24 protein-coding genes are annotated in these 25,540 nt (G+C 41.2%); 9 read left to right on the top strand and 15 right to left on the bottom strand.

Annotation, left to right across the window (positions count from 1 at the left end; genetic code table 11):
• Window positions 1-150: 150 nt before the first annotated feature.
• From RS893_RS07080 to purS, 3 genes are all read right to left on the bottom strand, one after another.
• Window positions 151-354: a hypothetical protein gene (locus tag RS893_RS07080; protein WP_315791896.1), complete on the bottom strand. Its 204-nt coding sequence runs from the start codon at window positions 352-354 to the stop codon at window positions 151-153.
• A 96-nt stretch (window positions 355-450) separates the two neighbouring features.
• Complete coding sequence (gene purQ, locus RS893_RS07075; RefSeq protein WP_315790502.1) at window positions 451-1,131, bottom strand: phosphoribosylformylglycinamidine synthase subunit PurQ; 681 nt, start codon at window positions 1,129-1,131, stop codon at window positions 451-453.
• 128 nt (window positions 1,132-1,259) lie between these two features.
• Window positions 1,260-1,538: a phosphoribosylformylglycinamidine synthase subunit PurS gene (gene purS, locus RS893_RS07070; protein WP_315790501.1), complete on the bottom strand. Its 279-nt coding sequence runs from the start codon at window positions 1,536-1,538 to the stop codon at window positions 1,260-1,262.
• Window positions 1,539-1,681: 143 nt separating this feature from the next.
• Here purS and RS893_RS07065 point away from each other — a divergent pair, with 143 nt between their 5' ends.
• A complete protein-coding gene (locus tag RS893_RS07065; protein WP_315790500.1) occupies window positions 1,682-2,080 on the top strand; it encodes a Fur family transcriptional regulator in 399 nt (132 codons plus the stop codon).
• Window positions 2,081-2,134: 54 nt separating this feature from the next.
• Here RS893_RS07065 and RS893_RS07060 read toward each other — a convergent pair whose 3' ends face one another.
• Complete coding sequence (locus RS893_RS07060) at window positions 2,135-3,142, bottom strand: SPFH domain-containing protein (protein WP_315790499.1); 1,008 nt, start codon at window positions 3,140-3,142, stop codon at window positions 2,135-2,137.
• A gap of 116 nt (window positions 3,143-3,258) precedes the next feature.
• Complete coding sequence (locus tag RS893_RS07055; RefSeq protein WP_315790498.1) at window positions 3,259-3,717, bottom strand: NfeD family protein; 459 nt, start codon at window positions 3,715-3,717, stop codon at window positions 3,259-3,261.
• 196 nt (window positions 3,718-3,913) lie between these two features.
• On the opposite strand from RS893_RS07055, the gene RS893_RS07050 reads away from it, so the two are divergent.
• Together RS893_RS07050 and RS893_RS07045 are read left to right on the top strand one after the other, a co-directional pair.
• Window positions 3,914-5,854 (top strand): protein phosphatase 2C domain-containing protein, encoded by a 1,941-nt coding sequence (locus RS893_RS07050; protein WP_315790497.1) that lies wholly within the window; start codon window positions 3,914-3,916, stop codon window positions 5,852-5,854.
• Between the two features lie 412 nt (window positions 5,855-6,266).
• Complete coding sequence (locus RS893_RS07045; protein ID WP_102181528.1) at window positions 6,267-6,539, top strand: ferredoxin-thioredoxin reductase variable chain; 273 nt, start codon at window positions 6,267-6,269, stop codon at window positions 6,537-6,539.
• Window positions 6,540-6,545: 6 nt separating this feature from the next.
• On the opposite strand, the gene RS893_RS07040 is transcribed toward RS893_RS07045, so the two are convergent.
• From RS893_RS07040 to RS893_RS07010, 7 genes are all read right to left on the bottom strand, one after another.
• Window positions 6,546-6,770 carry a hypothetical protein gene (locus RS893_RS07040; RefSeq protein ID WP_315790496.1) on the bottom strand — a complete coding sequence of 75 codons (225 nt, stop codon included), beginning with the start codon at window positions 6,768-6,770 and terminating at the stop codon, window positions 6,546-6,548.
• 191 nt (window positions 6,771-6,961) lie between these two features.
• The gene (locus RS893_RS07035) at window positions 6,962-8,227 is read right to left on the bottom strand and encodes a S41 family peptidase (RefSeq protein WP_315790495.1); all 1,266 of its coding nucleotides are present in this window, start codon (window positions 8,225-8,227) and stop codon (window positions 6,962-6,964) included.
• Between the two features lie 218 nt (window positions 8,228-8,445).
• Window positions 8,446-9,240 (bottom strand): YdcF family protein, encoded by a 795-nt coding sequence (locus tag RS893_RS07030; protein WP_315790494.1) that lies wholly within the window; start codon window positions 9,238-9,240, stop codon window positions 8,446-8,448.
• A 94-nt stretch (window positions 9,241-9,334) separates the two neighbouring features.
• On the bottom strand, window positions 9,335-9,850 hold the full coding sequence (locus tag RS893_RS07025; RefSeq protein WP_315790493.1) for a hypothetical protein: 516 nt from the start codon (window positions 9,848-9,850) through the stop codon (window positions 9,335-9,337).
• 156 nt (window positions 9,851-10,006) lie between these two features.
• On the bottom strand, window positions 10,007-11,545 hold the full coding sequence (locus RS893_RS07020) for an AAA family ATPase (RefSeq protein WP_315790492.1): 1,539 nt from the start codon (window positions 11,543-11,545) through the stop codon (window positions 10,007-10,009).
• Window positions 11,546-11,638: 93 nt separating this feature from the next.
• A complete protein-coding gene (gene rplY / locus RS893_RS07015; RefSeq protein WP_315790491.1) occupies window positions 11,639-11,938 on the bottom strand; it encodes a 50S ribosomal protein L25 in 300 nt (99 codons plus the stop codon).
• A gap of 143 nt (window positions 11,939-12,081) precedes the next feature.
• Window positions 12,082-13,425, bottom strand: coding sequence for an adenylosuccinate synthase (locus RS893_RS07010; protein WP_315790490.1), 1,344 nt, complete (start codon window positions 13,423-13,425; stop codon window positions 12,082-12,084).
• 258 nt (window positions 13,426-13,683) lie between these two features.
• On the opposite strand from RS893_RS07010, the gene RS893_RS07005 reads away from it, so the two are divergent.
• Both RS893_RS07005 and RS893_RS07000 read left to right on the top strand, forming a co-directional pair.
• Window positions 13,684-14,375 (top strand): IS1 family transposase gene (locus RS893_RS07005; protein ID WP_315784082.1). Its coding sequence is split into 2 segments (ribosomal slippage): window positions 13,684-14,008 and window positions 14,008-14,375, totalling 693 coding nucleotides; the frame shifts between segments, so codons are not numbered across the junction.
• Between the two features lie 557 nt (window positions 14,376-14,932).
• Window positions 14,933-15,976 (top strand): adenosine deaminase, encoded by a 1,044-nt coding sequence (locus tag RS893_RS07000; RefSeq protein WP_315790489.1) that lies wholly within the window; start codon window positions 14,933-14,935, stop codon window positions 15,974-15,976.
• 104 nt (window positions 15,977-16,080) lie between these two features.
• Here the strand turns inward: RS893_RS07000 and RS893_RS06995 are convergent, their stop codons facing one another.
• Entirely contained in the window at window positions 16,081-16,401 is a 321-nt protein-coding gene (locus RS893_RS06995; protein WP_315790488.1) for a rhodanese-like domain-containing protein, read from the bottom strand.
• A gap of 231 nt (window positions 16,402-16,632) precedes the next feature.
• Here RS893_RS06995 and mutL point away from each other — a divergent pair, with 231 nt between their 5' ends.
• Window positions 16,633-18,363 carry a DNA mismatch repair endonuclease MutL gene (gene mutL, locus RS893_RS06990; protein WP_315790487.1) on the top strand — a complete coding sequence of 577 codons (1,731 nt, stop codon included), beginning with the start codon at window positions 16,633-16,635 and terminating at the stop codon, window positions 18,361-18,363.
• Between the two features lie 725 nt (window positions 18,364-19,088).
• On the opposite strand, the gene RS893_RS06985 is transcribed toward mutL, so the two are convergent.
• Together RS893_RS06985 and RS893_RS06980 are read right to left on the bottom strand one after the other, a co-directional pair.
• Window positions 19,089-20,105 carry a glycosyltransferase family 2 protein gene (locus RS893_RS06985; RefSeq protein WP_315790486.1) on the bottom strand — a complete coding sequence of 339 codons (1,017 nt, stop codon included), beginning with the start codon at window positions 20,103-20,105 and terminating at the stop codon, window positions 19,089-19,091.
• On the bottom strand, window positions 20,102-20,827 hold the full coding sequence (locus RS893_RS06980) for a C40 family peptidase (protein ID WP_315790485.1): 726 nt from the start codon (window positions 20,825-20,827) through the stop codon (window positions 20,102-20,104). Before RS893_RS06980 ends, RS893_RS06985 begins: the two co-directional genes overlap by 4 nt.
• 15 nt (window positions 20,828-20,842) lie before the next feature.
• Here RS893_RS06980 and RS893_RS06975 point away from each other — a divergent pair, with 15 nt between their 5' ends.
• The 3 genes from RS893_RS06975 (at window position 20,843) to RS893_RS06965 (ending at window position 25,445) form a co-directional block, all read left to right on the top strand.
• A complete protein-coding gene (locus tag RS893_RS06975) occupies window positions 20,843-21,784 on the top strand; it encodes a serine hydrolase (RefSeq protein WP_315790484.1) in 942 nt (313 codons plus the stop codon).
• A gap of 278 nt (window positions 21,785-22,062) precedes the next feature.
• Complete coding sequence (locus RS893_RS06970; RefSeq protein WP_315790483.1) at window positions 22,063-24,099, top strand: ATP-binding protein; 2,037 nt, start codon at window positions 22,063-22,065, stop codon at window positions 24,097-24,099.
• Between the two features lie 560 nt (window positions 24,100-24,659).
• On the top strand, window positions 24,660-25,445 hold the full coding sequence (locus RS893_RS06965; protein WP_315790482.1) for a hypothetical protein: 786 nt from the start codon (window positions 24,660-24,662) through the stop codon (window positions 25,443-25,445).
• The last annotated feature ends 95 nt before the right edge of the window (window positions 25,446-25,540 follow it).

The raw sequence follows: 25,540 nt of genomic DNA, 5'->3' as shown, positions 1-25,540 counted from the left end.
CCTTACCAATACGGTTCGGTTAGAATTTTTCGTAAGAATTCAGGGTTGTAGAGACGCGAAATTTCGCGTCTCTACAGGGTTTAATGTAGATCGATTTGTCTTATCCGAACCGTATTGGTGTCCCTATGTTTACTCTCAATTAGCCAAACCCTACTCTTGCTCATCCGTTTCTTGCGGACGCTCAATAGCAGCAGGATTTACCGTCGCTTCATCCGTTCTACTTGAAGAGTCAGTACGATTCCCTACAACTTCTTGCGGATTTTCCGTAGCATCGTCAGCAGCATTTGTGAGTCCACTAGCGTTGACATTGGGTTTAGCAGAAGTGCCTTTATGGCTAGCATGTCCACCGGACATAATAATTTCCTCGATTTGCATCACTGAATACACCTCAGCTTAGATTCGCAAATACGAGGAATACCCTATCTATAGGCTTAAATTTGTACTAATGTACTAAACTCCTGCTGCCACAACTGCTTTTTCTAACAACCCAGCAAATAACTTCAACCCATCTGTACCACCAAGAGCGGGATCTGCGGCTCTCTCTGGGTGTGGCATCATCCCTAAGATATTACCTGTAGTATTGCAAATACCGGCGATGTTTTTGAGCGAACCGTTGGGATTTTCACCTTGGTAGCGGAATACTATTTGACCATTATCTTCAAGTTCTGCTAATGTCGGTCTATCTGCATAAAATCGTCCTTCTCCGTGGGCAATCGGTAAAGTGATAATTTCACCACTAAAGTAAGCTTGTGTCCAAGCTAAATCACTGCGTTCGACTTTCAAGGAAGAACGATCGCAAATAAAATGCAAATCCCGATTTCTTGTCAATGTTCCTGGCAATAATCCTGCTTCTGTTAATACCTGAAAACCATTACAAATACCGAGGACAAATTTACCTTTTTGTGCATGTTCAATAACTTGTTGCATCACGGGTGAAAAACGAGCGATCGCACCACAGCGCAGATAATCACCATAGCTAAATCCACCAGGGAGAATAATCACATCCAAATCAGCAATATCTGTATCTTGATGCCAAACCATGCGAGTTGGTTGCCCTAAGATGTCCCTGGTAACATAAGCAACATCGCGATCGCAATTAGAACCTGGAAAAACAACAACACCAAATTTCATTTTTAGTCAAGAGTCAATTGTCAATGGTCATTAGTCATTTGTCATTAGTAAGAGGGAACTCTTAACAGGAAATAGGTAATTTCTCCCTTGTCCTCCTTGTCCCCCTTGTCCCCACACTCCCCATCTTTTTAAATCACTCCCGTCTGTGATTCCACTTCAATCAACTCAAAGCGGTAATTTTCAATCACTGGATTTGCTAACATTTGATCACATATCTGATCCAGATTTCGACGCGCAGAATTCTCATCTGGTGAAATTAGGGTGACTTCTATATACTTACCAATCCGCACTTGTTCCACGTTATTGTATCCTAACTGCTTCAGCCCAGATTGCACTGCTACACCAGCAGGATCTAAAACTGAAGGACGGAGTGTGACAAAAATTTTGGCTCGATATTTCCTTTGCACTGACTTTCGTTGAATGCTGCTACGCTCATACTATATCTTTATGTTGCAGTTCAGCGACAATAAAGATTACAAGTTATCGGCGTTAAGCTATAAGTTAGCCAAGACATAGCTTTACCCTTGCTACCATTTTCAAGATAGTGTCTATGAAAGTTATACGTACCCGTAGCCAAGAGCGGATTCTGAATCTTCTCAAAACCATCAAACAAGGCATTTCTGCCCAGGATATTTACGTGGAACTGCGTAACCGCGATCAAAGTATGGGTTTAGCAACAGTTTACCGCTCTCTAGAAGCCTTAAAACTGGAAGGTATGGTGCAAGTGCGGACATTGGCTAACGGTGAAGCCCTTTATAGCTTGGCGCAGCAAGATAAGCATCATCTCACCTGTTTACAATGTGGTACTTCGATTCCAATTAATCAGTGTCCAGTCCATGAACTGGAAACGCAATTGCAAGTCACCCATAATTTTAAAATTTTTTACCATACCCTAGAGTTTTTTGGTTTGTGTAAACAATGCCATATGGCTCAAGCTGCGATGGAATAGCCGTCTGATTTTGGATTGGGGAATCTGGGGACTTGTACCCTGTTCGGAATTATCTCAGCCAAGACCATTTGTATTTATATTTGATGTCTGGTTGTCCAAAATCTGGGCAGAATCTGCTGGAGAATCTGAAACAATGGAGCGTATGCCCTCTAAGGTAGCAGGAATTGTACGCGGATCTATAAACATAACTTTGCTGCTATCACTCTTGCCAATAGTTGCGCCCATATCCAGATAACCTAAGGCAAACAGAACTTCTAAGGCTTTGGGAGTTGTAGGGTTGGTTTTAATTTTTTGGGCAATTAATTCCGCAGACTCAGCAATAGCTTGGGCTTTAAGAACTTGTTGCTGGCGTTCGGCTTGGGCTTTGAGAATTAGGGCTTTTTGTTGCGCTTCTGCTTCTAAAATCACTGCTTTTTGACGGGCTTCAGCCTCTAAAACTTGTGCTTCTGCTTTACCTCTAGCACTGTTAATAGCTGATTCTCGTTCACCTTCAGAAGTTAAAATTGCTGCTCTTTTACGTCTTTCCGCCGACATTTGCAATTCCATCGACTGCTGCACTTCTTGAGATGGAAGAATGTCTCTTAGTTCTACCCGCGTTACCTTTACTCCCCAAGGATCGGTAGCAATATCTAAATCTCGCAATAAAAGTTCATTTACTTCTGAACGGGCGGTAAAGGTTTCATCTAGTTCTAGTTTGCCCATTTCCGCACGAATTTGTGTCATCACCAAATTCACCATCGCGGCTTGAAGATTTTCCACTTTGTAATAAGCTTTTTCCATATCAACAATGCGCCAATAAACTACTGCGTCAACGGTAATTTTGACGTTATCGCGAGTAATACATTGTTGTGGGGGAATGTCTAAAACTTTTTCTCGGATAGTTTCACGGAAGACAATTCTATCCATGAAAGGAACAACAAAGTTCAGTCCTGGTTCTAATTTTTTATTGTAGCTACCTAAGCGTTCAACCAAAGCTTCATTGCCTTGGTTAACTACTTTCACAGAACTTGCTACCACCGAACCACCTAAAACTAAACTTATAAGAAAAAACAAAGGTTCCATTATTTATCTCCTTATTTTAAGTAGGTGAATAAATCAGTTATCAGTTATCAAATTTATTACTCACTGTTAACTCTTCACTGATTTATAACCACTAACCACTAACCATTAACCACAAACTATTGAAGTGAAGAATATTCTGGCATGACAATTAGAGTTGTGCCTTCACGCCTGACTACATAAACTCTTTGATTTGGTGCGATCGCTAAATGGTCATCATAACACCGCGCCCGCCAAGAATTGCCTTCGTATAATACTCTTCCTGCTTTTCCAGGTGATATTTCTGTTAAAGTTTCAGCAGTGGTTGCATCCTGAAGTTTTGACTTACCTCGTACTGGTGTTACTAAACGACGACAAAGCACAATTAGCACTACAGAAAGCAGTAGCCAAACCACTAATTGCAGCCATAATTTTCCTAAAATCACTGGAGATAGTAGCGCCACCACAAAGGCGCTAATTCCCATCATCAAAGCAACAAAAGCTGTTGGCAAAAACAGTTCTATTGAGCACAAACCTGCCCCTACCAGCAGCCAGATGAGGGTAGAACTCGACAACCACATTGCGGTAGAAATTGGCATAGCGCCATCCTAAACATTATATTTATTTAATTATTTCTACTGTGATGTACTAAAATTTTTACGTAAAAATTTTCAACTTTTAATTAACTAGTGTTAAAAGTAAACCAGTAAATCCAGTCTAGTCTAAAATTTTAATTTTTGGCAGCTAAATTTAATCGAACTTCACCTATCAATTTACCTAGATATTTACACTTGCATGATTTCGACTCAACAAATAATTAATTGTCCTAATCCTATCTGTACTCGCCCCATCAACCCTGTTGATAACCGTGTTTGTACAAATTGTCAAACTCCCCTGATTCACTGCTATCTTTGGGTAATTGGGTCATCAGCAGGTACAATTCCTCAAGGAGAAAAAGTAGCTGATAGATATGAAGTTATTGCACCTCGGATTTGGCTGGATACTCAACCAGGAAAGTTACCAGACATACCTGGGGCAATACCAAAAGAAATTATTCCTTACCTGCGGTTATATCAACAACGGTTACACCTACCTCAAGTTTATGGATTTGTTAGTTCTCAAACAGAAGCAGCAGATGATATTCTCTTGCTGGAAAATGTGCCTATAGATGAAGCAGGAAATCTTTACCCAGCATTAACAAAAGCATGGCAGCAAGCAACGGCAGTTAGACAAGTTTACTGGCTATGGCAAATTCTGCAATTGTGGCAGCCTTTGTCAGAACTAGGAGTAGCAACTAGTTTGCTAATACCAAATAATTTAAGAGTGCAAGGTTGGTGTGTGCGACTGTTACAACTTCAGCAGTCAGGACAGTCAAGCTTAAAGCATTTGGGAGAGTGTTGGCAACCTTTGGTAGTTACTGCCAAAACCCAAGTGGCAAGAGACTTGCAAAAAATAGTCCAACAAATGTGTAGTGGTGAGGCACAGTTAAAAGATATTGCTACTCAACTGAATGCTTTATTATTGACGTCTGCGGCGGAATTACCTTTAAGCATCAAAGTAGCTGGTGCAACCGATAAAGGAGCAGAAGCACTGATACAAAATGAAGATACTTGCTATCCTCATGACAACAACGCGATCGCTGATTCATTACTACCACGCTTAGCGATCGTTTGCGATGGTATTGGTGGGCATGAAGGCGGTGAAGTTGCTAGTCAATTAGCAGTGCAGTCTGTGAAACTGCAAATTCGCGCTTTATTACAAGAAGTTACCGAACAAGCCGAGATTGTACCGCCAGATTTATTGCAACAACAATTAGAAGCTAGTTTGCGGGTAATCAACAACATTATTTGCAATTGTAATGACGAACAAAAACGTACAGGCACCCAACGTATGGCTACAACCATCGTCATGGCTACCCAAATCCCACAACGCATTCAAACTGCTGCTGGGTGGCAATCAGAAAATGCCCACGAACTTTATTTAGTTAATGTGGGTGATAGTCGTGCTTACTGGATTACCCGTAACTACTGCCAGCTACTTACAGTTGATGATGATGTGGCAACACGGGAAGTACGCTATGCCCGCAGTCTTTATCGCCAAGGGTTGCAACGCCCAGATGCTACTGCCCTCACCCAAGCTTTAGGAACAAAAGATGGTGAATTGCTTCGTCCTCTAGTTCGGCGCTTTATTTTGGAAGAAGACGGCATATTATTGTTGTGTTCCGATGGCTTGAGTGACAATAATTTAGTAGAACAAGCTTGGCGAGATTATGCTGTACCAGTCTTCACAGGGGAACTGACTTTAGAAGAGGCTGTTCACGCTTGGATTAAACTGGCAAATCAGAAAAATGGTCATGACAATGTATCTGTAGTGCTTGCCCATTATCGCCTTTCTCCAGATTATTTGGTTCCAGTTACTCAAAAGAAATTACAAATAGAAGTTGTCGAAGAGAAACAAGTAGAAATTGTCGCAGAAGAACCACAATCAGAAGAATCTGAGTTAGCAGCAAGTTCACAAGTATTGCTGGAGTTAGACATTTCCCCGATCAGCGAAACCTCTAATACAACTCAACACCAGCAAAAACCTTTGGTTTTACTGCTAGGATTACTGGCTTTGTTGCTAGGAGGTGCAACAGTAGGATTATTTGCTTGGCAACAATTACAGCCACAAACATTCCAGCAGATGTGTAGACAACTTTCCCAAAAAGTGCAACAGCTGTGTCTACCCCAAAAGTAAGGGAAGGGAGGTGGTAAGAGGAGTATGAGGAGTATGAGGAGTGGAGGAGACAAGGGAGATGGGGTGATGGCGAGACAACCAACAACTCACCACTAACCACTAACCACTAACTATTAACCAACAACCACAACTGACTAACTTGACTGCTGTATCACCCTAGAGTGAAGATAAAATGGTTAGGCCCCTTGCCAAAGCACAGGTGATTTTAGATATCGCCTGGTTCTCTTATTCTCCCGTAGATTGGAAAACAAGGGTTTTAGACTAAGAGAACGAACAATATTCAAGCCTGCATAGGCAGGCTTTGTTTGTCTAGGCAGTATTAAGGCGTAAAATCACGTCTTAATACTGCTTAGAAGCCAAAAGCAACTTTTGCAAGCAGTCTATGTTTTATCAGCAGCAAGTTCAGTGAGGGATGGCAGTGGAGACACTTGTGGAAAAGCAGAAGCTAGGTGTAAATTCTATTATGAAGAAAGGCGATCGCGTTCGTGTTAAAGAATCCGTGGTAGTATACCATCATCCCGAGCATCGTGGTAATGCATTTGACCTAAAAGGTACAGAGGGAGAGGTGGTAGATATTGTTACCCAGTGGCACGATAGACCAGTTAGTGCTAACTTGCCTGTTTTAGTGCAGTTTAGTAAAAAATTTAAAGCTCACTTCCGTGAAAAGGAGTTAGAAATTATTTAACGTCCCTCATTGGCGGCGAACAAAAAACTGCATTATATTCAATTCGCCGCGCATTTTTTTTAGGTCTTGACGATGCTGTTCTGCTATTGCGTAATACCACTCACAGTATTCTTGATAATCTGCTCTCGTTTTAACTTCGTGATAAAACTGGTGAGTTGTTTGGTAGACAGCAAAACTTTCTTCAATTTGAGGTTGAGGGCAAGGAATAATATATGGTAAGTCTCTAGACATAATTTGAATTAATTAAAAGCAAAAATTAAGAGTGAAAGTTCATAGTTACTTGTTCAACTCCTCATTCATTATTACTTACTTAATAACTTCTCAGGCATACTCAAGGTAAGATGCACAATATACAATAACCCCTATTTAATTACTTGATATAAAATGCGATCGCGTTCCTTGGCTTGCCACTTTATTTAGCATCAATTTTTCTTTATCAATTGAGTGAGTTTTTCCACAGCTTTAGAGTACTGAGGGTCTGCCATTGTCCCAAATGAACGCTTTTGAAGCATTGCTTGCTGTTGAGCTTGCGTTAAATTTACAAGCACATTAGGTATAATTCCTGACTTATTGATGTCTCTTCCTTTGGGTGTACGCCACTTGGCAACAGTTACAGCTAAACCTGAACCATCCTCAAGCCAGCGCACTGATTGAATTGTGTTATAACCAAGAGTCTTGACACCTACTAAAATGGCTCGCTGGTTCTCCTGCAATGCGCCTGCGAGAATTTCTGTACCACTGGCTGTCCCTTCATTGACAATGGCTACTAAAGGTTTATTAGTTAAAGCTTTTCCATTTGCCTGTTCACGTTCTATTTCACCATTACGGTCAACCATTGAAACAATCGTACCCTTATTTATCCACATCCGGGCAATATCCACGCTAGAGAACAGCAAGCCACCTGGGTTGGAGCGCAAATCTAGAATGTACCCATCCACCTGTTTGTTTTCCAAATCTTTTATTGCCTGTTGCATTTCCGTAACAGCATTTGCACTGAACTCGGTTAGGCGAATATAGCCAATCTTGCTGCTTGGAGTTTCCTGAAGTTGATAGCGAACTGGTTGTAATTTTAATCTTTGTCTGGTTATCTTAAACTCTAGTTGTTTGTTAGCTCGGCCTACTGTCAAGACTACAGCTGTTCCTGGCTCACCTTTGAGAAGTCTAACAGCTTCAGTAGTACTCATCCCTTTGGTGCTGCGACCATCAATTTTTAACAACACATCTTTTGGCAAAATTCCAGCATTTATGGCAGGAGTATCTTCAATAGCACTGATAACTTCTATTTCCTTTGTTTTTTCATTTATATCTAATTGCAATCCCACTCCCACATCGTCTTCTGCTGAAGAAACCTGGATTGCCTTAAATTCTTCAGGCTCCATAAATCGAGTAAAGCGATCATCTAGCTTTTGGAGCATTTCCCGAATTGCTCTATATGCATCTTGGGAAGAACTATAAGAACGATTTAAATACTGTTGGCGCACAGCCTGCCAGTCTTGCCCATTGAAAGTGCTATCAACATATTCCCGATTGACAATTTGCCAGACTTCATCAATAAGTTGTGTCGGTGATTGCTTCAAAGGGCTTTGGGGCTGTTGAGCAATGCTTTTGGAAAAAGGAGATGAAGTTGCTGTAATTACTACCGTTGTCAGTGTAACTGCTGCTGTTGTTACCAGTAAGTTTTGTTTCATCGCTTACTTAGTGTATTTCTGTAGCTTTTTCCCACAAACAGTTATGCTCTGGAAAATACCAGTTTTATCTATTTATCAGGCGATCGCTCAAATTTTATTAATCTAACGATGTTTGTTAATATAATCTCACTCTTTGAGGTCAAAGTACAACCTCTAGACCTATTATTTGAATCAGGGAAAGAGCAAACAGAAAGATGCGTCGGGTTTGGTTTAAATTTTTACAGCCAGCCTCTTAAGCGATAGACAAACATACCAACATACTCTTTAGCTGCCGTAGTAAACTTGTGTAAATTAGAACTATCTGGTAACAAACTCAAAATAGCAGCTTTAGGAGTATGACCTAGTGCTTTGATTTCAGTGTTAGTTATCAGAAAATCAGTAGGTGCAGGAATAGCCTCAATACCCTGGTGCTTAAAGATTAAAAATGACCGCGGCATATGCATAGCAGAAGTCACTAGCAAAATCCGATGAATTCTGCGACTATCGAGTATTTTTTTGACATTTACTGCATTTTGATAAGTATTGAGAGATTCAGATTCTTGAACAAGAACTTCTGGTGGTATGCCAATAGAGGTGAGGACTTGGGCCATATCCTCAGATTCTGCTGAACCTTTGTTGTCCTCCCAATCAATGCGCCCACCACTGAGAATAATTACAGGGGCTTTGTTTTGGCGATAGAGTTGAGCAGCATAAATCACGCGATCGCCAGCTTCATTTAAATCTACACCTGGTCGTGGTGGCAAAGCTGGTTTGGTAGCACCGCCTAACACAACAATTGCTTCTGTATTTGGTAGTTGTGCAGGTGGTAGATGTTGCCATTCTAGTGATCGCACCAGTAAATCAGCAATCCAGGCATTACTACTTAATAACAATATCACTAGCGCCAAGGTAATAGCGATCGCTGCTGTGCGAGGACGTTTCCACAACATGAACAGTGCTACCAGCAAACAAACGCTAGCAAGCCCCAAAGGATAAAAAAATAGTGGTAGCAACTTTGAGAGATACAAGAACATGGGAGGGACTGGGGATTAGGGACAAAGGAGACAAGGAGGACAGGGGAGAAAACAAATCACTAACTACTAACCACTAACCACTAACAAAACTTTATTACCTGCGCCAAAATTGTGGCCAGTTGGAACCTCCAGAAGAACGACGGTAACGACGTGTAGGTTTTCTAACTCGTCGCTTGACAGTTGGGGTAGGAGGTAATTCTAGTTGTGTTTCATCTATTAATTCCTCGGGGATTTGAGTTCTAGTCTCTTCCTTGCTTTTCCACCAAGCAATAATCCAGCCTCCACCAATACCAGCTAATGAACCCAGTAAGATACTTACGGATGGTTGATATCCCAAAAACACAAAGCCGAGTAAGAAAAATAACCAGTATTTTAATCCTGCATCAATACCCTCAGAAGAGGCTATTGAATCACCTTGGGGAGTACCTTTGCTAGCAGTAGTTAGCCAGCCTACGGCTAAACCACCTAATATGCCTAAGAAAAGACTCACAGGTAGTGGATAACGTACCACCAAAAAAATGAGTGTTAAAAAGATCCCAAATAGAATTTGATTTAAAAAATTGGGTGAAATCGAGAGAAATTGGTTGAAATTGTTCTTTTGTGGTGCCATAAGGTCAACCGATTTTGGATTTTGGATTTCGGATTTTGGATTTTGGATTTTGGATTAATGAGCATCAAGCCGATTACTAACAATTACTTTCCTAATCACTAATAACTGCCGATCTAAAATCCAAATTCCAAAATCTCAAATTCACTGTTAAGGCTATTAGTTAAATATTTCCTTTAATTGTGCCTGTATTGGTTGAGTTGTGTCCAAAATTTTCACAAATGGTTTTTCTTTTTCAGTCCAAGTCTCAGCAGCATCAAGTTGTGACGCCAACAAATCAGCATTTGCATCAGCAATATCACCAGTACGCTGTTGTAGACGTTGTTGCAATACATTATGTGGTGCTGTGCAATACAAAATATCTAAAGGTATTTGCTTAGCTTGGGCTTGAGCGATCGCTTCTTGTCGTAACTGCTGGCGATCATACTTGGCATCTAAAATTACATTAAAACCTTGACTAGCCAGCATTATTCCCAATTCCAGCAAGCGTGTATAGGTTTTCTGAGTCATCTCGGGGGTATACAAATCATCTCCACCGCGTTGCAGTAGAGAAATACCCGCCAAATGTTTCCGCACTGCATCAGAACGAATATGAATTGCTCCTATCTGTGGAGCTAAATACCGAGCCGTCGTACTCTTTCCGGAACCAGATACCCCTGACATTAAAATTAGCTGTCCTTGACGTGGCTGAGTATACTCCCACGCCTGTTTGTAATAAGCAGCAGCAGTTTTCGTCGCCTCCTGCTTAGCTTCTGTTGGTACACCCGGATCATCCAGTAAAAACGAAGTTACTTTCGCCCTGACATATGCCTGGCGACTTAAATACAAAGGTAATACCTGTAAACCTTCCCAATCCCCAGTTTGCTCAATATAAGTATTCAAAAACACATTAGCCAAATCTTGAGACTGCCGCGCTTCCAAATCCATGACCGTAAACGCCACATCGTACATCACATCAACAAAGCGAAACGGCTCATTAAACTCAATGCAGTCAAATAGCAAAATTCTATCTTGCCATAGCGCAATATTTCTTAAGTGCAAATCACCATGACATTCCCTAATATAGTCGTTGGCAATACGACTTTTAAACAGTTCCCCACGCTCTGCAAAAAATTGATCTGTATATTTCTTCGTTTCCTCAAACTGTACCTGTGTCTGTGGCCCACTAATATACTTTTCCGTTTGCTGGTAATTTTCGTCAAACGCAGCCTGGACTTGTGATACTTCCCCAAAAGAACGAATGTAATCATTAGTAACAGTTTTCCCATGAAATTCCGCTACTACCCGTCCCAATTCCGCTATGTGCCTCTCCTCTAACTTCCCCTGCTCAAACATCTCACTCAACAACGCCTCTTGGGGAAACTGACGCATCTTTAACGCATACTCTACCGCTTGGGTTCCCCCTAATTGATATTGCTCACCTACCAAAGCAATAGGCAATACTTCCAAATAAAGTTCCGGCGCACCCCGTTGATTTAACCTTAACTCCTCCTCACAAAAATGCTGGCGCTTTTCCAAAGTCGAATAATCCAAAAAGCCAAAATTTACTGGCTTCTTCAACTTATAAACAAAATCCCCAGTTAACAACACATAAGAAACATGCGTCTGAATTAACTTCACTGGTTCCTGCACCGGATGAGGATAAAACCCAGGCTGCAACATCTGCTGAATTAAAGGTGGAACTAAAACCTCTGTCATCTCCTTCCTTCGCGTCCTTCGCGTCTTCACGGTTCAATCAATAAAAAACCAGGGTGAAAACCCTGGTTCCATCAGCAATTATGACAAACTGTATCAACCTTTGCTGGAAGCAAAAAAACTCAAATGATAAGGTGTCCCCTTAGCCGGATGAGTTTGAACTTCCCGGATCACGGTTGTACCGCGCCAATCCAAATCTGTTACATTAAGTTCAAACTCAGTTTTGTTGACACGAGCCTTTTTGAGCAACTGCTCAACAGTCTTAGCATCAACAACTAAAGAAACAGACTCGCTACCTTTGTGACCGTACAAATTAGCAGGTATTAACCCAGAACGACGCAAAGCATTAGGCTTGCTACCTTCTGGCCGCTTTTTACAATCAATCGTAAGTTCCATAGAAATTGTTAGTTGTGAATCGACAAACAAGGGAATTGGGGATCGGGGATTGGGAAAAGACACAGTGACGCAGAGAGTATTTCATCTCTCCCTTGTCCTCCTTGTCCTCCTTGCCCCTAATTCTCCGCTCCCCTACCCCTAGACTAGGCACTCAGCAAGGAAGCTGGAGAGCCATCAGCATGTAGCAAAGCCCGTTTAGGGCCATGTATAGGGTCTTCGACAATGATAGTTTGATCGCGGCTGGCTCCTAAAGAAACAATCGCGATCGGCACTTCCATTAATTCTGCCAAAAATTTGAGATAATCCAATGCTTGTCGTGGCAGATCATCCAAAGAACGGCAGTTACTTGTAGACTGTTGCCACCCAGGCAAGGTTTTGTAAATAGGACGACACTGAGCAAACTTTCGGGCGCTGGTGGGAAAATGTTCACAGCGTTCGCCGTCTATCTCATAGGCAGTACAAACTTTGATTTCCTCTAGTTCATCGAGGACATCTAGTTTTGTGATTGCCAGACAGTCTAAGCCATTGATACGCACAGCATAGCGACCAATGACTGCATCAAACCAGCCACACCGGCGTTTGCGTCCAGTGGTTGTACCAAATTCTGCACCACGATCGCACAACAATTCTCCTAATTCCCCATCTAATTCTGTAGGGAAGGGCCCTTCACCAACCCGAGTGGTGTAGGCTTTTGCTACCCCAATCACCCGGTCAATCATTGTCGGGCCTAGTCCTGTACCAACGCAAGCCCCTCCCGCTACCGGGTTAGAAGATGTGACGTAGGGATAAGTTCCGTGATCTAAATCTAGAAGTGTACCTTGTGCGCCCTCAAATAAAATATTACGCCGTCGCTGAACCGCATCGTAAATTTTCAGCGAGGTATCGACCACATAGGGCCGCAACCTTTCCGCAAACCTTAGATATTCGTCTATTACCTTTTGAGGTTCTAGCGGTGGTAAGTTGTAAAGCTTTTCTAAAATTACGTTTTTGTAATTGATTGTCCACTCTAGCTGGTCACGTAGCCCTTGGGGGTCCATCAAGTCTAACATCCTGATGCCTGTTCGCTCCGATTTGTCGGCATAGGTTGGGCCAATACCTCGACCAGTCGTCCCTATTTTATGATTTCCTCTGCGCTCTTCTGATGCCTGATCAATCAAACGATGATAAGGCATCGTCACATGTGCTGTTTCAGCAATTAATAAATTTTTGGTAGAAATACCAAGTTTTTCTATTTGATCGAGTTCTGCTATTAAAACCTGTGGATCAATGACTGTTCCACAACCAATAATGCACTCTGTATCCGGGTACAAAATACCAGAGGGAATCAAATGCAATTTAAAGGTTTGACCCTTGACTACAATTGTGTGTCCAGCATTGACACCCCCTTGGTAACGTACTACGACATCTGCGGAGCGGCTGAGTAAGTCAGTGATTTTTCCTTTTCCTTCATCGCCCCACTGGGCACCTATAACAATGACGTTAGCCAAGAGTTTATTTTAAAAGCTAAAGTTTCCACAAACGTTAATTATCGACAAGTTTTGTAGCAGATGTCAAGCTTTGAAAGCAAAAGTTTAGTAGAGACAAACGTAGGCACGTCTGTGATCTGAAGAGATAACATTTGTAAACGTGTCTTTGCAATTAAATTGAAATCTTTGCTTACAAATACTATCCTAAACCAAATCTCTGCGGTGTACATCCTGAAATTGGCGTTGCATAATAGCGGTATGAATTGAGGTCAATTAATCATGGAATGTCCACGCTGTGGATCTTGTCATAACCGTAAGAATGGAAAGAAAAGAGGTAAACAGAATCACATTTGCTGTGATTGTGGTCGTCAATTCATTGATGTCTATAAACCACCCAGGGGCTACTCGGATGAAATCAAACAAGAATGCCTAAAAATGTACGTCAATGGTATGGGATTTCGTGGAATTGAAAGGGTGAAAAACGTTCATCATACTACCATTATTCATTGGGTTAAACGAGTGGGTACACAATTGGCGGATACACCAAATTCAAAGGAAATTCCGCAGGTGGGAGAACTAGATGAATTAGAAACATTTATTGGTTCAAAAAAAATAAAATCTGGTTGTGGACGGCGGTAAATCACTTTACTCAAGGTATTCTTGCTTGGGTTTTAGGTGATCGTAGTTCGACTACTTTCCAACAGTTATGGAACATTGTCCAGTGTTGGCAGAGTTATTTTTACGTCACAGATGGATACCCTGTTTACCCTTGTTTTGTTCCTGATGGTGACCAAATTGTGAGTAAGACCTACATGACACGAGTCGAAAATGAAAACACAAGGCTTAGACATTATTTGGCTCGTCTTCATCGTAAAACTTTATGTTATTCCAAAACCGAGGAAATGCTGAGATACTCTGTTCGATTGTTATTGCACTACCTCAAATATCGTTCTGTTCCCTTACCTGCCTAAAACATACCTTTATTCAGCAACGCCCTGAAATTAATTAGTTGTTGAGAGGAGCGATCGCCTGCAATCTTCAGTCAGATAATATTATTCTCAGTGAGCGAAAGTTACCAAAGTCCAAGATATGGGAGTCACAGCATTTTTGTCTAAACTTGGTGGCGTTAGCAAATCAAATTGAGATGTACTTGATGCAAAAGCGCTACATCAAAAAGAATGGCTTTGCTATTTAGGTAATTTTAACTGTATCGCTTGTACGCAAATTTAGTGGAGATCCTAAATATTTTATTTCCGAGCGTCGTGATCCGCACCCTACAAAGAATTAATCCTAATGTCAAAATGATTACTAATAATGAAAAGTCCTCACAACAAAATATAGTCGAATTACAAGGGTTAGGAGTAAAAGCATTTCTATCAAAACCTTGTACGGCGAAATAATTATTACTGACAATTGCCGCAGTCAACAAAAGTAATTAAAGATACTTACAAAAAAATTATCCAAAAGCAGGTTGTTTTTTTATTTGTTACTGTTAATAATAATTAAAAATTTTTCTAAATACACTACTATGGCTTTATATGCAGAGTTACACAGACACCTTGGTGGTTCGGTTGTACCAAGAGTTTTATGGCGATACTTTGAACGTCATTGTTCTGAGTTAATTTCTCGGTTTGCTAACTATGGAGATTTTGAAGAGTTTTACACACGTCCGCGTAATACTTTGGATGAGTATTTAGAGTTACACACTCTTGTTGAAAGTGTACAAACTGTAGAAACCTTACCCTATTTTATTTATCGTCTGCTGCGGGGTGCTTATATATTTGAAAATTTGGCTTATTTAGAATTACGTTACACACCTTATCTGCGGACACCAGAACATCTGAGTCAATCAGAAAGAATTGACAAAATGGCGGAAATTGTTGAAGTGGTGGGTAAGGCAAGCAAACTACCTGAGTATCCGATTGTCACTAGTCAAATTCTTTGTATGCATTCGCGCCTACCCTATGAGGTGAACAAAGCGATTGTAGATTTAGCCGCACAAAATAAGCAGTATGTTTGTGCAGTAGACGTGGCAGGCGGGGATAACTATTATGGCGATCGCTTAGAAGAATGGGTAGAGTTATACGAATATGCCCTGTCTCTAGGAATTGGCACAACAGGACATCTTTACGAAACGACTGCTGGTTGTTACTCAGAACTATTACCTTATCTAATGCGAATTGGTCACGGTATCCAAATTCCTTTGTTATACCCCGAATTACTTCCAGATTTAGCGAAACGCAATCAATGCTTAGAAGTTTGTCCGACAACTTACCTGAAAACAGGTACTTTAGAGGATATCCGGCAACTTAAGGTTGTTTTTGACCGTTGTTTTACTGCTGGCGTAGATATTGCCATTTGTACAGACAACGCCGGACTACATAACGTCCGTTTACCGTTTGAATACGAAAATCTTCTCACCTACGACATCATTAACTTTCAACAACTGCAAGCTTGTCAGGATGCTGCTTTCCGTCATGCTTTTGCTTGGCCTTATGGTCAACGTCCAGCATCCTTGTTAAATGGGTTGCTAAATGATGAAGATAGTAAACTTGTAGCGATGCAAAATTAGATCGGGGACAGGGAATTGGGGATCGGGGATTGGGAAGAGACTTGTTAAATAATTCTCCCTTCCCTTGTCTGGCTTGTCCTCCTTGTACCCGTTTCCCTTTCTCCTTATACTCCTACTGTTGCACCTCCAACTGCTTTCCAGGCAGACAAGCCACCTTTGATTTCACAAACATAAGCAAACCCTGCCTCTTTTAGCATCTGTGTCGCTTGGGCTGCTTGATCATCGTTTTCACCATAAACAAAAATCTCACGCTTGCTATGGAAAGCTGTTTTGGCACGGCTTGCCAAATCAGTTAAGGGAATGGGTACTGCTCCTGTAATATGACCTGTATTGTAGATGTTGCGATCGCGCACATCCACTATTGTAAAACCAGGTTGACCCAATTCCAGACGAGATTTCAAGTCGTGTGCAACAGAATCAAGCATAATAGCCACCTAATTAATTGTTTTTGCCTAAAAGTTAGTTGATTTTCACCATAAACAGCAATCTATCAAAAAATTTATTTTTCTCGAGCTTTTTTTAAAAAGAATAAATATTTTTCTTAAAATTGATAAATTTGAATTAAATTAACTTAAAAAATATAAATTTTTATATAGAAATATAAGAAAAATTATTTAGATGCTAAACTAATTAACTCCTCGCCTAAACTAGACTTTATGGTATCCACAATCCAAGTTTTACCAAAAGAAGTCGTACATTTAATTACAGCTGGAGAGGTAATAGACTCTTTAGCAGCTGTTGTGCGGGAACTAGTAGAAAATTCGCTTGATGCAGGCGCAACGCGGATCGTGGTTTCTCTGTGGCCCGAACAATGGCGAGTGCGAGTTGCTGATAATGGCTGCGGCATGAACTTGGAAGACTTACAGCGAGCAGCATCAGCTCATAGTACTAGTAAAATTCGTAGCTGTGCAGATTTATGGAAAATCACTAGTTTGGGATTTCGTGGTGAAGCATTGCACAGTTTGACGACTTTGGCAGAATTAGAAATCTTGAGTTGTCCATCTGCACTTATATCCCCCGCGTTGACAAAAACCCCCCCTGTATCCCCGGCGTTGATGGGAGGGATGGAAAGGGGGGTCGGTTGGCGAGTAGTGTACGGCTATGGAGGGCAAATACTAGAACAACAAGTCGCTGCGATCGCACCTGGTACAGTTGTCACAGTCTCCAATCTCTTTGGTAGTTGTATAGCCAGGCGTCAGGGATTACCAGCACTAGCACAGCAAATGAAAGCAGTGCAAGCAGCAATCTACCAAATTGCCCTTTGTCACCCCCAAGTTGCTTGGCAAGTTTGGCAAAATGACCGGGAATGGTTCACCATCTCTCCTGCCCCCACAATGGGAAAACTTATACCGCAACTTCTGCAGCAAGTGCGTCCAGGTGACTTACAAGAATTGCAACTAGAATTGTCCAATTCTCAACAAAATTTCTTAAATATAGTTGTGGGATTGCCTGATCGTTGCCATCGCCATCGTCCAGATTGGCTGCGAATAGCGATAAACGGCAGAATGGTAAAAGCACCAGAATTAGAACAAACTATCTTAGGAGCATTTCACAGAACATTGCCACGCGATCGCTACCCGGTTTGTTGTCTACATTTATTGATTTGCCCAGATCAAATCAACTGGAACCGCAACCCAGCTAAAACAGAAATTTACCTCAATGACTTGAGTTATTGGCAACAGCAAGTCAGCCAAGCGATTGAACAAGCACTGCGCATCAACTCTGATACGATTCAAGAGGTAGTTCACACTAGTAGAGTGAGAAAATTAATCAAAGTTGCGGAAGAAACTGGTGCTTATAACACTAATCCTTCCAATCCTCATACTCCCCAGAATCCCTCTACTTCCCACACCCTCAAAGCCGTAGGGCAAGTTAACAATACTTATATAGTTGCCGAACATCCTGGAGGTTTGTGGTTAGTGGAACAGCATATAGCCCATGAACGCATATTGTATGAGCAATTGTGCGATCGCTGGCAAATAGTTCCCATCGAACCACCGATTATTCTCTATCAATTATCATCAGTGCAAGTATCTCAGCTACAACGTATTAGTTTAGATATTGAACCCTTTGGTGAACAACTTTGGGCAATCCGCAGCGTACCCGCAATGTTACAGCAGCGAGATGACTGTGCAGATGCAATTTTAGAACTGAGTCGGGGAGGTGACTTACAAACTGCACAAGTAGCTGTTGCTTGTCGCAGTGCCATTCGCAATGGTACACCTCTTTCCTTGCCAGAAATGCAGCAAATTTTAGATGATTGGCAACGCACTCGCAACCCCCGCACTTGTCCCCACGGACGCCCGATTTTTTTATCGCTGGAAGAGTCTTCTTTAGCAAGGTTTTTCCGGCGTCATTGGGTGATTGGGAAGAGTCATGGAATTTAGAAGCAGGTGGAAAGCGAAACAAAGGGGAAAAAGTTGTGTTGGGTATAGTGTTGGATATAAAAGTTGAGTGCAGAAGACTGCTTTTCTAGAAATTGCCAGGATGTTTCGAGTCTTTGAAAGTCAACATTGAGTCTTTAAGAGTCGACATCTTAATGTAAATTATTCAAATCCGAGAATTATATCAAGTTCGGTTAATCACTTAGAATAAAAAACCTCACAAGAACAGCCCCTTCACCCCTAATCCCCACTCCCTTAAGGGAGTGGGGGCCCCGAGTTCCCCAGAGGGGACCCCCCATCCCCTCTCCTTAGTAAGAACAGGGGTGCCGAAGGCGGGGTGAGGTAAAAGGGAATTGTAAGTAATCATGCGACTTGATATTAGAACTTCGTCAACGAGGATTAGAACTTCGTAAATGAGTATCAAAATATTGTTAGTCAGTATTAGAATCTTGTGAACAAGTCTCACAACTATGTAGACGAGTATCAAAACTTTGCCAATTAGTATTGGAATATCACAGACAAATCTCAAATTTTCGATTGGCTGAGCTTCAATCGTAACGTATTTGCTGCTTTTAAAGCCAGTTTCGGCTTTTTTTGGGCTTAATTTTTGTCTAAGTCCTGTTAGTTGTTGCCAGTTGTTGGTTAGGAATCAGTGTAGAGGCGTAGCGGCTTGCCGCAGGCTACAGTTAACAGTTAACAGTATTGATAACTGATAACTGATAACTGAATTACTCAACTTCCTTGGCTGTCACAACCTCCCGTACTCGATATATAGGACGTCCTTGGGATTCATGGTAGGTACGCATCAGTAACTCTGCCAGCAAACCAAAGCAGAATAACTGCACCCCTGTTACTAACAGAAGAACAGCCAAAATTAACAAAGGGCGATCGCCAATATCTTGACCCAAAGCTAATTTTACCCAAGTCAAATAAACACCGATCGCACCTCCTGAAAGCATAGAAATCAAGCCCCATAGCCCAAAAACGTGCATTGGGCGAGTCAAGAACTTTTTCATAAAGGCGATCGTTAATAAATCCATTACCACCCGAAAAGTGCGCGACAAACCGTACTTACTCCGCCCAAAGCGGCGCGCATGGTGACGTACGGGCATTTCAGTAATTCTTGCCCCTTCGATATACGCTAAGGCTGGTAAAAAGCGGTGCAGTTCACCGTAGAGGTTCATATCTGCTACCAATTCTGCACGGTAGGCCTTTAATGAACAACCATAATCGTGTATGTTTACGCTAGTGATCCGTCGAATTAACCAGTTGGCAATTTTAGAGGGTAACAACCTTGTCAAAGCTGCATCTTGTCGATTGAGTCGCCAACCACTGACCAAATCATAGCCTTCTTCCAACTTTGCCAACAACATTGGTATATCTGCTGGGTCGTTTTGGAGATCGGCATCTAAAGTTACAATTGCTTTGCCATGCGCATAATAAAATCCAGCCGCCATTGCGGCAGTTTGACCATAGTTACGCCGCAAAATCACTGCTTTTAAATCATTCCGGATTTGTGCTTGTTCTTTGAGCAACTGCGCAGAACCATCCGTAGAACCATCATCCACACAGATAATTTCGTAACTAAGACCACTAGCGTTTAAGGTAGAAGCGATCGCCTCTAGTAAATGAGGCAAGCTTTCCACTTCATCACGTACAGGAACCACCACTGAAACACTGGGAACTGGTGAGGAAATCGCCTCATATTGTCCAGCTAACCCATTAGAAACTAATCCACTCCTCATATTTTTTCTTTCAATCCTCTATGACTGTGCGGTTCATAACTCTTCACCACTCTGCCAGCACCGCGTAGTTGCTGATAGTATGACTGACTCACCTCATCACCTTGTTCCGAGAGAATGTCAATCCCAATACCATTACGCCCTTGATCTTTACCAGAACTATGGATATAAAAACCATCTCCTAAATAGAGTCCCACATGAGTAGCTTTTTGGGGAGTCCCAAAAAAGACTAAATCACCTGGTTGCAGCAGTGCTAGGGCAATTGGTTGGGTAAAGCCTTCCTGTTGATAGGCATCTCTAGGTAAGTAAATATCCACTGAACGAAATGCCGCCTGCATCAAGCCCGAACAGTCATAATTTGGCCCAACTGTGCCACCCCAAAGATAATAATTAGGTTGTTGCATCGCTTTGTGAGTAAAAGCAATCACTTCTGGTAGTAATTTTTTGATTTCTGATTCAGAAAATGATTTAGCCTGATAAGGTACAGTAGCTGTCTGTAAAAAAACCAAATCTGCAACCGACAACCAGCCTGGATAGTCATCCTCACATAAACACACTTCTAATGCCACATCCTGATAATTTGATGTTAACCACAAATGTCGCCCAGCCTGGGCTTGGGTAGCCAAGCGCCTACATTCTGGAGAATCATATATGTTCAGGTCAGTTAGACACTCATACTCACCTGATTCTAAGTTTTCGATTTGGAATTTGAGATTTAGGGACATTCTGCAAACACAACAATGACTTTTTTCAATCAAGAAGAACAACTGGAAAAACTAGGTAATGGCATTTTAGAAGCAACTTGGGTAGAATTTCCGACCTTAGCCCGCAACCAAATTGCTTTGACTTGGATTGTCTACGATCCACCTGTGTTGGTTAATACTGGTGGTGCTTTGACTCCAGATGCTTTTTGGAACCATGCAGTCCGTGGTTTTACTTATCGAGGTTTAGAGCGAATTTACCCAGCCAGTGTGGTAAAGCTATTTTACTTGGTAGCAGCCCAGGAATGGCTAGAAAAAGGTATGGTTCAGACCTCTGGTGAGTTAGAAAGAGCCATGCGTGATATGATTATCGATTCTAGTAATGATGCTACTAGCTTGATAGTAGATATACTGACAGGAACTACATCCGGTCCAGAATTACCACCAGGGCCATTTGAGACATGGAAGCAACAGCGTCATATTGTTAACCGCTACTATCAATCCTTGGATTGGTCAGAAATGGAAAGTATTAACATCTGCCAAAAGACTTGGTGTGATGGGCCCTACGGACGGGAACGGGCATTTTATGGACAATTACTAGAAAATCGCAACATGCTGACAACTAATGCTACTGCCAGGCTATTACATAGTATTGTTGGTGGTGTAGCAGTATCTAGTGTACGATCGCAAGCGATGATGAATATACTCAAACGTAGTCTCAAGGCTGATGATTTGCCCCAAGATGTAGAGGAAGACCAAATTACAGGCTTCTTAGGTGCAGGTCTTCCCCAAACAGCACAAATTTGGTCAAAGGCGGGTTGGACTAGCCAAGTCCGACATGATGCTGCGTATATAGAAATACCCAATCTTCGCCCTTATCTTTTAGTAGTATTTACTGAAGGTAAAGCACACACCAAAAATCGTAATCTGTTGCCTTTTGTTTCTCAGCGTATCGCCGAAGCTGTTGCCAGTTTAAATTAGAAGATGGAGGCGGAGAAAGACAGACGCGGAGCATATTCCCTACATCGAAGCACCTACTCTGGGCTAGACATGACCTGTCCCCGCGTCGCCCATCTCTTCCTCTATATGTCTTAAAAAAATTAAGTAGTGTCTAATGATATAACCAAGAATATACTTAAAAGAAGGTGTTATTTTATATGAAAGAATTTCGATATATGATTTACTGTAATTTTTATTACCTAGCATTAATCCTTATCTCTAACTTCTTAGTAGTAAGTATTCGCAAATTTTAAAGATATATGGATCTAGTTGATTGTCAGGAATGCCAATTAAGAAAGTTAACTCAGCAGCTACAAAAGGAAACAAGCAAGCGCAAATTACTTGAGCAAAAGCTACGAACTTCTGAAGTTCAAATGCGTGCTGTATTTGAGGCTATGACCGATGTAGTGCTGATCATCAATCTTCATAACAACCAACTTGGAAGCATAAAAATTCTACCAACAAAACCCAATCAAACACATACAGATGAGCCTGATGTGATTAGTCAGACAGTAGAACAATTTTTCCATGAACACACCACTCAGGTATGGTTAGAAAAAGTTCTACAGGCTTTAGATTTACAGCAGACACTTTATTTTGATTACAATTTGTTTCGGCAGGGGCGAGAGGTTTGGTTTAGCGCTAGCATTTCCCCCATCTCAGACCAATCAGTACTTTGGGTAGCACGAGATATCAGCGATCGCAAACAAGCTGAAATAGAATTGCAATATGCCAAAGAAGCAGCCGAAGCAGCCAATAAGGCGAAAAGCCAATTTTTGGCAGCAATGAGTCATGAACTTCGTACCCCCCTCAACAGTATTTTAGGTTTTTCTCAAATTATGTATGACGATACTTCCTGCACCAGTGAAAATCGGGAGTATCTCGACATCATTAACAGAAGTGGTCAACACTTGCTGCAATTAATTAACGATGTATTAGAAATGTCCAAAATTGAAGCAGGTAAAATTAAGCTCAATGAAAAACAATTAGATTTATATAGTCTGTTAGATAGCTTAGAAGATATGCTGCGTCTCAAAGCCGCAGCCAAAAAACTCACTCTTGTGTTTGAGCGATCGCTATCACTACCACAATACATAATTGCTGACGAAAGTAAACTGCGGCAAGTTCTATTGAACTTGTTAAGTAACGCTCTCAAATTTACTCAAGCAGGAAGCGTAACTCTACGTGTGAGAATGGGACAAGGGGAACAAGGAAGTAATCTTTCTCCCTTGTCTCCCTTATCTTTTTCCAATCCCCAATCCCTAATTTTCGAGGTTGAAGATACCGGTTCTGGTATCGCTTCAGAAGAAATTAACCAGTTATTTGAAGCTTTTGTCCAAACTGAAACAGGTAGGCGATCGCAACAAGGAACAGGTTTAGGACTAGCAATTAGTCGTAAGTTTGTGCAGTTAATGGGTGGAGATATTACTGTTAAAAGCGTAGTCGGAAAAGGAAGTATATTTGCATTCGACATTCAGGTTAGTTTAGCAGAGATGACACAGCTACCACAGTCAAGTCAACGGGTTAAGTGTCTAGCACCAGATCAACCAATCTATCGTCTGCTAATTGTGGACGATAATCAAGACCATCGCCAATGTCTCATCAAACTCTTAAAACCTTTAGGTTTTGAAATACAGCAGGCAGAAAACGGTCAACAAGGTATAGCTACATGGGAAAGTTGGTGTCCCGACATCATATTTATGGATATGCAGATGCCAATTATAGATGGTTACAAAGCTAGCAGGGAAATTAAAAGGAGGGAGCAATTTCAATGGGGAGAACCATCACCCTATCTCCCCAACACCCCATCTCATACCAAAATTATTGCCTTCACGGCTTATGCTTTTGAGGAACAGCGCCAAGCAATGATATCTGCTGGTTGTGATGACTTTATCAGCAAACCATTTTCTGAATCAGAAATTTTTGCTCAACTTACAAAACACTTAGGTGTGCGCTACATTTACTTTGAACCAGGTATAGTTAACCAAAATGAGGATGTGCAATCTAGAAACTTAACTCCTGAAGACCTAGCACAGATGCCAGATGCATGGATACAAAATCTACATACAGCAGCTAAAGAGTGCAATGATGAAAGTATTTTTCAACTATTGACTCAAATTCCCACACAATTTTCAACTTTAATTCAAGTGCTAACGCAACTCACTTATAATTTTCGCTTTGACGAGATTATAAAAATAACTGACTTATTAGTCAGGCAAAAAGTTGAACAACCATCGCATTTACTACAGAAATTACAAGATATAGAGTACCATCAGGTAGAACGGCTTTTTTCTTAGCAGTACTAGTATTAATTTATATAAAATATTTATGTTTTATTAACAAGAGTTAGGAGTTATGTATCAGCCATTAGTCAATGATTATTAGACCTTTTGCATGAAATCTTAAAACTCCCTTCAATCCCCCCTTAACTTCCCTTTCACGGGTGTGTATACACAAATTGCATTGACTCCCCTTAGTCACCTTGAATATCAAGGGAAAACAAGATATCCGCTTCCCTCCCCTTGTCAAGGGGAGGGTTAGGGTAGGGTAAAAATATTTGTACAAAATGTCTTTCTTCAATAAAGAATCAAGAACAAATTACTAGTAATAAATGATTAATGGCAAAAAATAACTCTGATGATTGGTAGAAAGTTATTTTTATTTATTGAATAATTTTTGTCATCCGTTGAATTGAGGATCTATCCCTATATATAGTGACTATTCAAAAATTTGTATTACCTTGAAAATAGGGATGTAGAAATAGATTTTTTGATGTTAAATGTAGATATTGTCAAACATTGGCTGGATATGGGCAAAGCCCATTCTCTATAAAGGTAATATTGTTTGAGGAGTGAATGTGAATACGATTGTTTTTAATCAAAAAATTCTCGGTTTAGTTAGTATAGCAACTGCTGCTGTTTTAGCTGGTGGTCTACCTGCTGTTGCTCAGACTGCTGACTCTACCAGCATTGAAGCAGAAGCCATGACTGCATCACCCGTTCCAGTAGAAAATTCAGTAGAAGTATCTAATTCTACCTCTACTCAGGAAAAGTTCCATAGCGTCGCTACACCAGAGACAGACAGTCCTACGTTCACACCTATTCCTGGTACAGTAACAACATCATCTACAGGACTTACTACTGCTCAAGACCAACAGTCAACTTCTCAACCATCTGCTGCTACTCAGGAAGTTGCACAATCAGATATTCTTCCAGGTCGTGCCACACGTGGAGGCTCTAGCTATATTGGTATAGCAGCAAATATTGGTTTGGCTGGTGGTGACTCCTCTTTAGGTGATGCTAATTTTATGGTGATCAGCAAGGTGGGTCTATCAAGAAGCTTATCTGTTAGACCTTCATTAGTGGTGGGCGACAACACTACAATTCTCATTCCCGTCACCTACGATTTTTCCTTCCAGCAGCTAGGAGATCCTTTTAGTGACACTGTTGCGATCGCTCCTTATGTGGGTGCTGGTGCAGCTATTAACACGGGTGATAACTCTCAGGTTTCTTTTCTCTTATCTGGTGGTGTAGATTTCCCACTCAACAGTCAATTTACTGCTACAGCCGCTGTGAATGCAGCATTTTTTGATGAAACTGATATCGGTTTGACACTCGGAGTTGGTTATAACTTTGGTCTGTGAAAATGATGAATTATGAATGCTGAAATCTTCATAATTCATTCTGCTTAAAGCTCGAAAATGATGAATTATGAATGCTGAAATTTTCATAATTCATC

Origin of the sequence: Fischerella sp. JS2 (assembly GCF_032393985.1) — a bacterium.
Classification (GTDB): domain Bacteria; phylum Cyanobacteriota; class Cyanobacteriia; order Cyanobacteriales; family Nostocaceae; genus Fischerella.
Note: the sequence above shows the minus strand (reverse complement) of the source record. Positions and strands in the feature narration are given on the sequence as shown.

Excerpts from the sequence above, each read along its gene's own strand:
- RS893_RS07080 (WP_315791896.1), bottom strand. The coding sequence starts at position 354 with ATGTCCGGTGGACATGCTAGCCATAAAGGCACTTCTGCTAAACCCAAT.
- purQ (WP_315790502.1), bottom strand. The coding sequence starts at position 1,131 with ATGAAATTTGGTGTTGTTGTTTTTCCAGGTTCTAATTGCGATCGCGAT.
- RS893_RS07065 (WP_315790500.1), top strand. The coding sequence starts at position 1,682 with ATGAAAGTTATACGTACCCGTAGCCAAGAGCGGATTCTGAATCTTCTC.
- RS893_RS07060 (WP_315790499.1), bottom strand. The coding sequence starts at position 3,142 with ATGGAACCTTTGTTTTTTCTTATAAGTTTAGTTTTAGGTGGTTCGGTG.
- RS893_RS07055 (WP_315790498.1), bottom strand. The coding sequence starts at position 3,717 with ATGCCAATTTCTACCGCAATGTGGTTGTCGAGTTCTACCCTCATCTGG.
- RS893_RS07050 (WP_315790497.1), top strand. The coding sequence starts at position 3,914 with ATGATTTCGACTCAACAAATAATTAATTGTCCTAATCCTATCTGTACT.
- RS893_RS07045 (WP_102181528.1), top strand. The coding sequence starts at position 6,267 with ATGGCAGTGGAGACACTTGTGGAAAAGCAGAAGCTAGGTGTAAATTCT.
- RS893_RS07040 (WP_315790496.1), bottom strand. The coding sequence starts at position 6,770 with ATGTCTAGAGACTTACCATATATTATTCCTTGCCCTCAACCTCAAATT.
- RS893_RS07035 (WP_315790495.1), bottom strand. The coding sequence starts at position 8,227 with ATGAAACAAAACTTACTGGTAACAACAGCAGCAGTTACACTGACAACG.
- RS893_RS07030 (WP_315790494.1), bottom strand. The coding sequence starts at position 9,240 with ATGTTCTTGTATCTCTCAAAGTTGCTACCACTATTTTTTTATCCTTTG.
- RS893_RS07025 (WP_315790493.1), bottom strand. The coding sequence starts at position 9,850 with ATGGCACCACAAAAGAACAATTTCAACCAATTTCTCTCGATTTCACCC.
- RS893_RS07020 (WP_315790492.1), bottom strand. The coding sequence starts at position 11,545 with ATGACAGAGGTTTTAGTTCCACCTTTAATTCAGCAGATGTTGCAGCCT.
- rplY (WP_315790491.1), bottom strand. The coding sequence starts at position 11,938 with ATGGAACTTACGATTGATTGTAAAAAGCGGCCAGAAGGTAGCAAGCCT.
- RS893_RS07000 (WP_315790489.1), top strand. The coding sequence starts at position 14,933 with ATGGCTTTATATGCAGAGTTACACAGACACCTTGGTGGTTCGGTTGTA.
- RS893_RS06995 (WP_315790488.1), bottom strand. The coding sequence starts at position 16,401 with ATGCTTGATTCTGTTGCACACGACTTGAAATCTCGTCTGGAATTGGGT.
- mutL (WP_315790487.1), top strand. The coding sequence starts at position 16,633 with ATGGTATCCACAATCCAAGTTTTACCAAAAGAAGTCGTACATTTAATT.
- RS893_RS06985 (WP_315790486.1), bottom strand. The coding sequence starts at position 20,105 with ATGAGGAGTGGATTAGTTTCTAATGGGTTAGCTGGACAATATGAGGCG.
- RS893_RS06980 (WP_315790485.1), bottom strand. The coding sequence starts at position 20,827 with ATGTCCCTAAATCTCAAATTCCAAATCGAAAACTTAGAATCAGGTGAG.
- RS893_RS06975 (WP_315790484.1), top strand. The coding sequence starts at position 20,843 with ATGACTTTTTTCAATCAAGAAGAACAACTGGAAAAACTAGGTAATGGC.
- RS893_RS06970 (WP_315790483.1), top strand. The coding sequence starts at position 22,063 with ATGGATCTAGTTGATTGTCAGGAATGCCAATTAAGAAAGTTAACTCAG.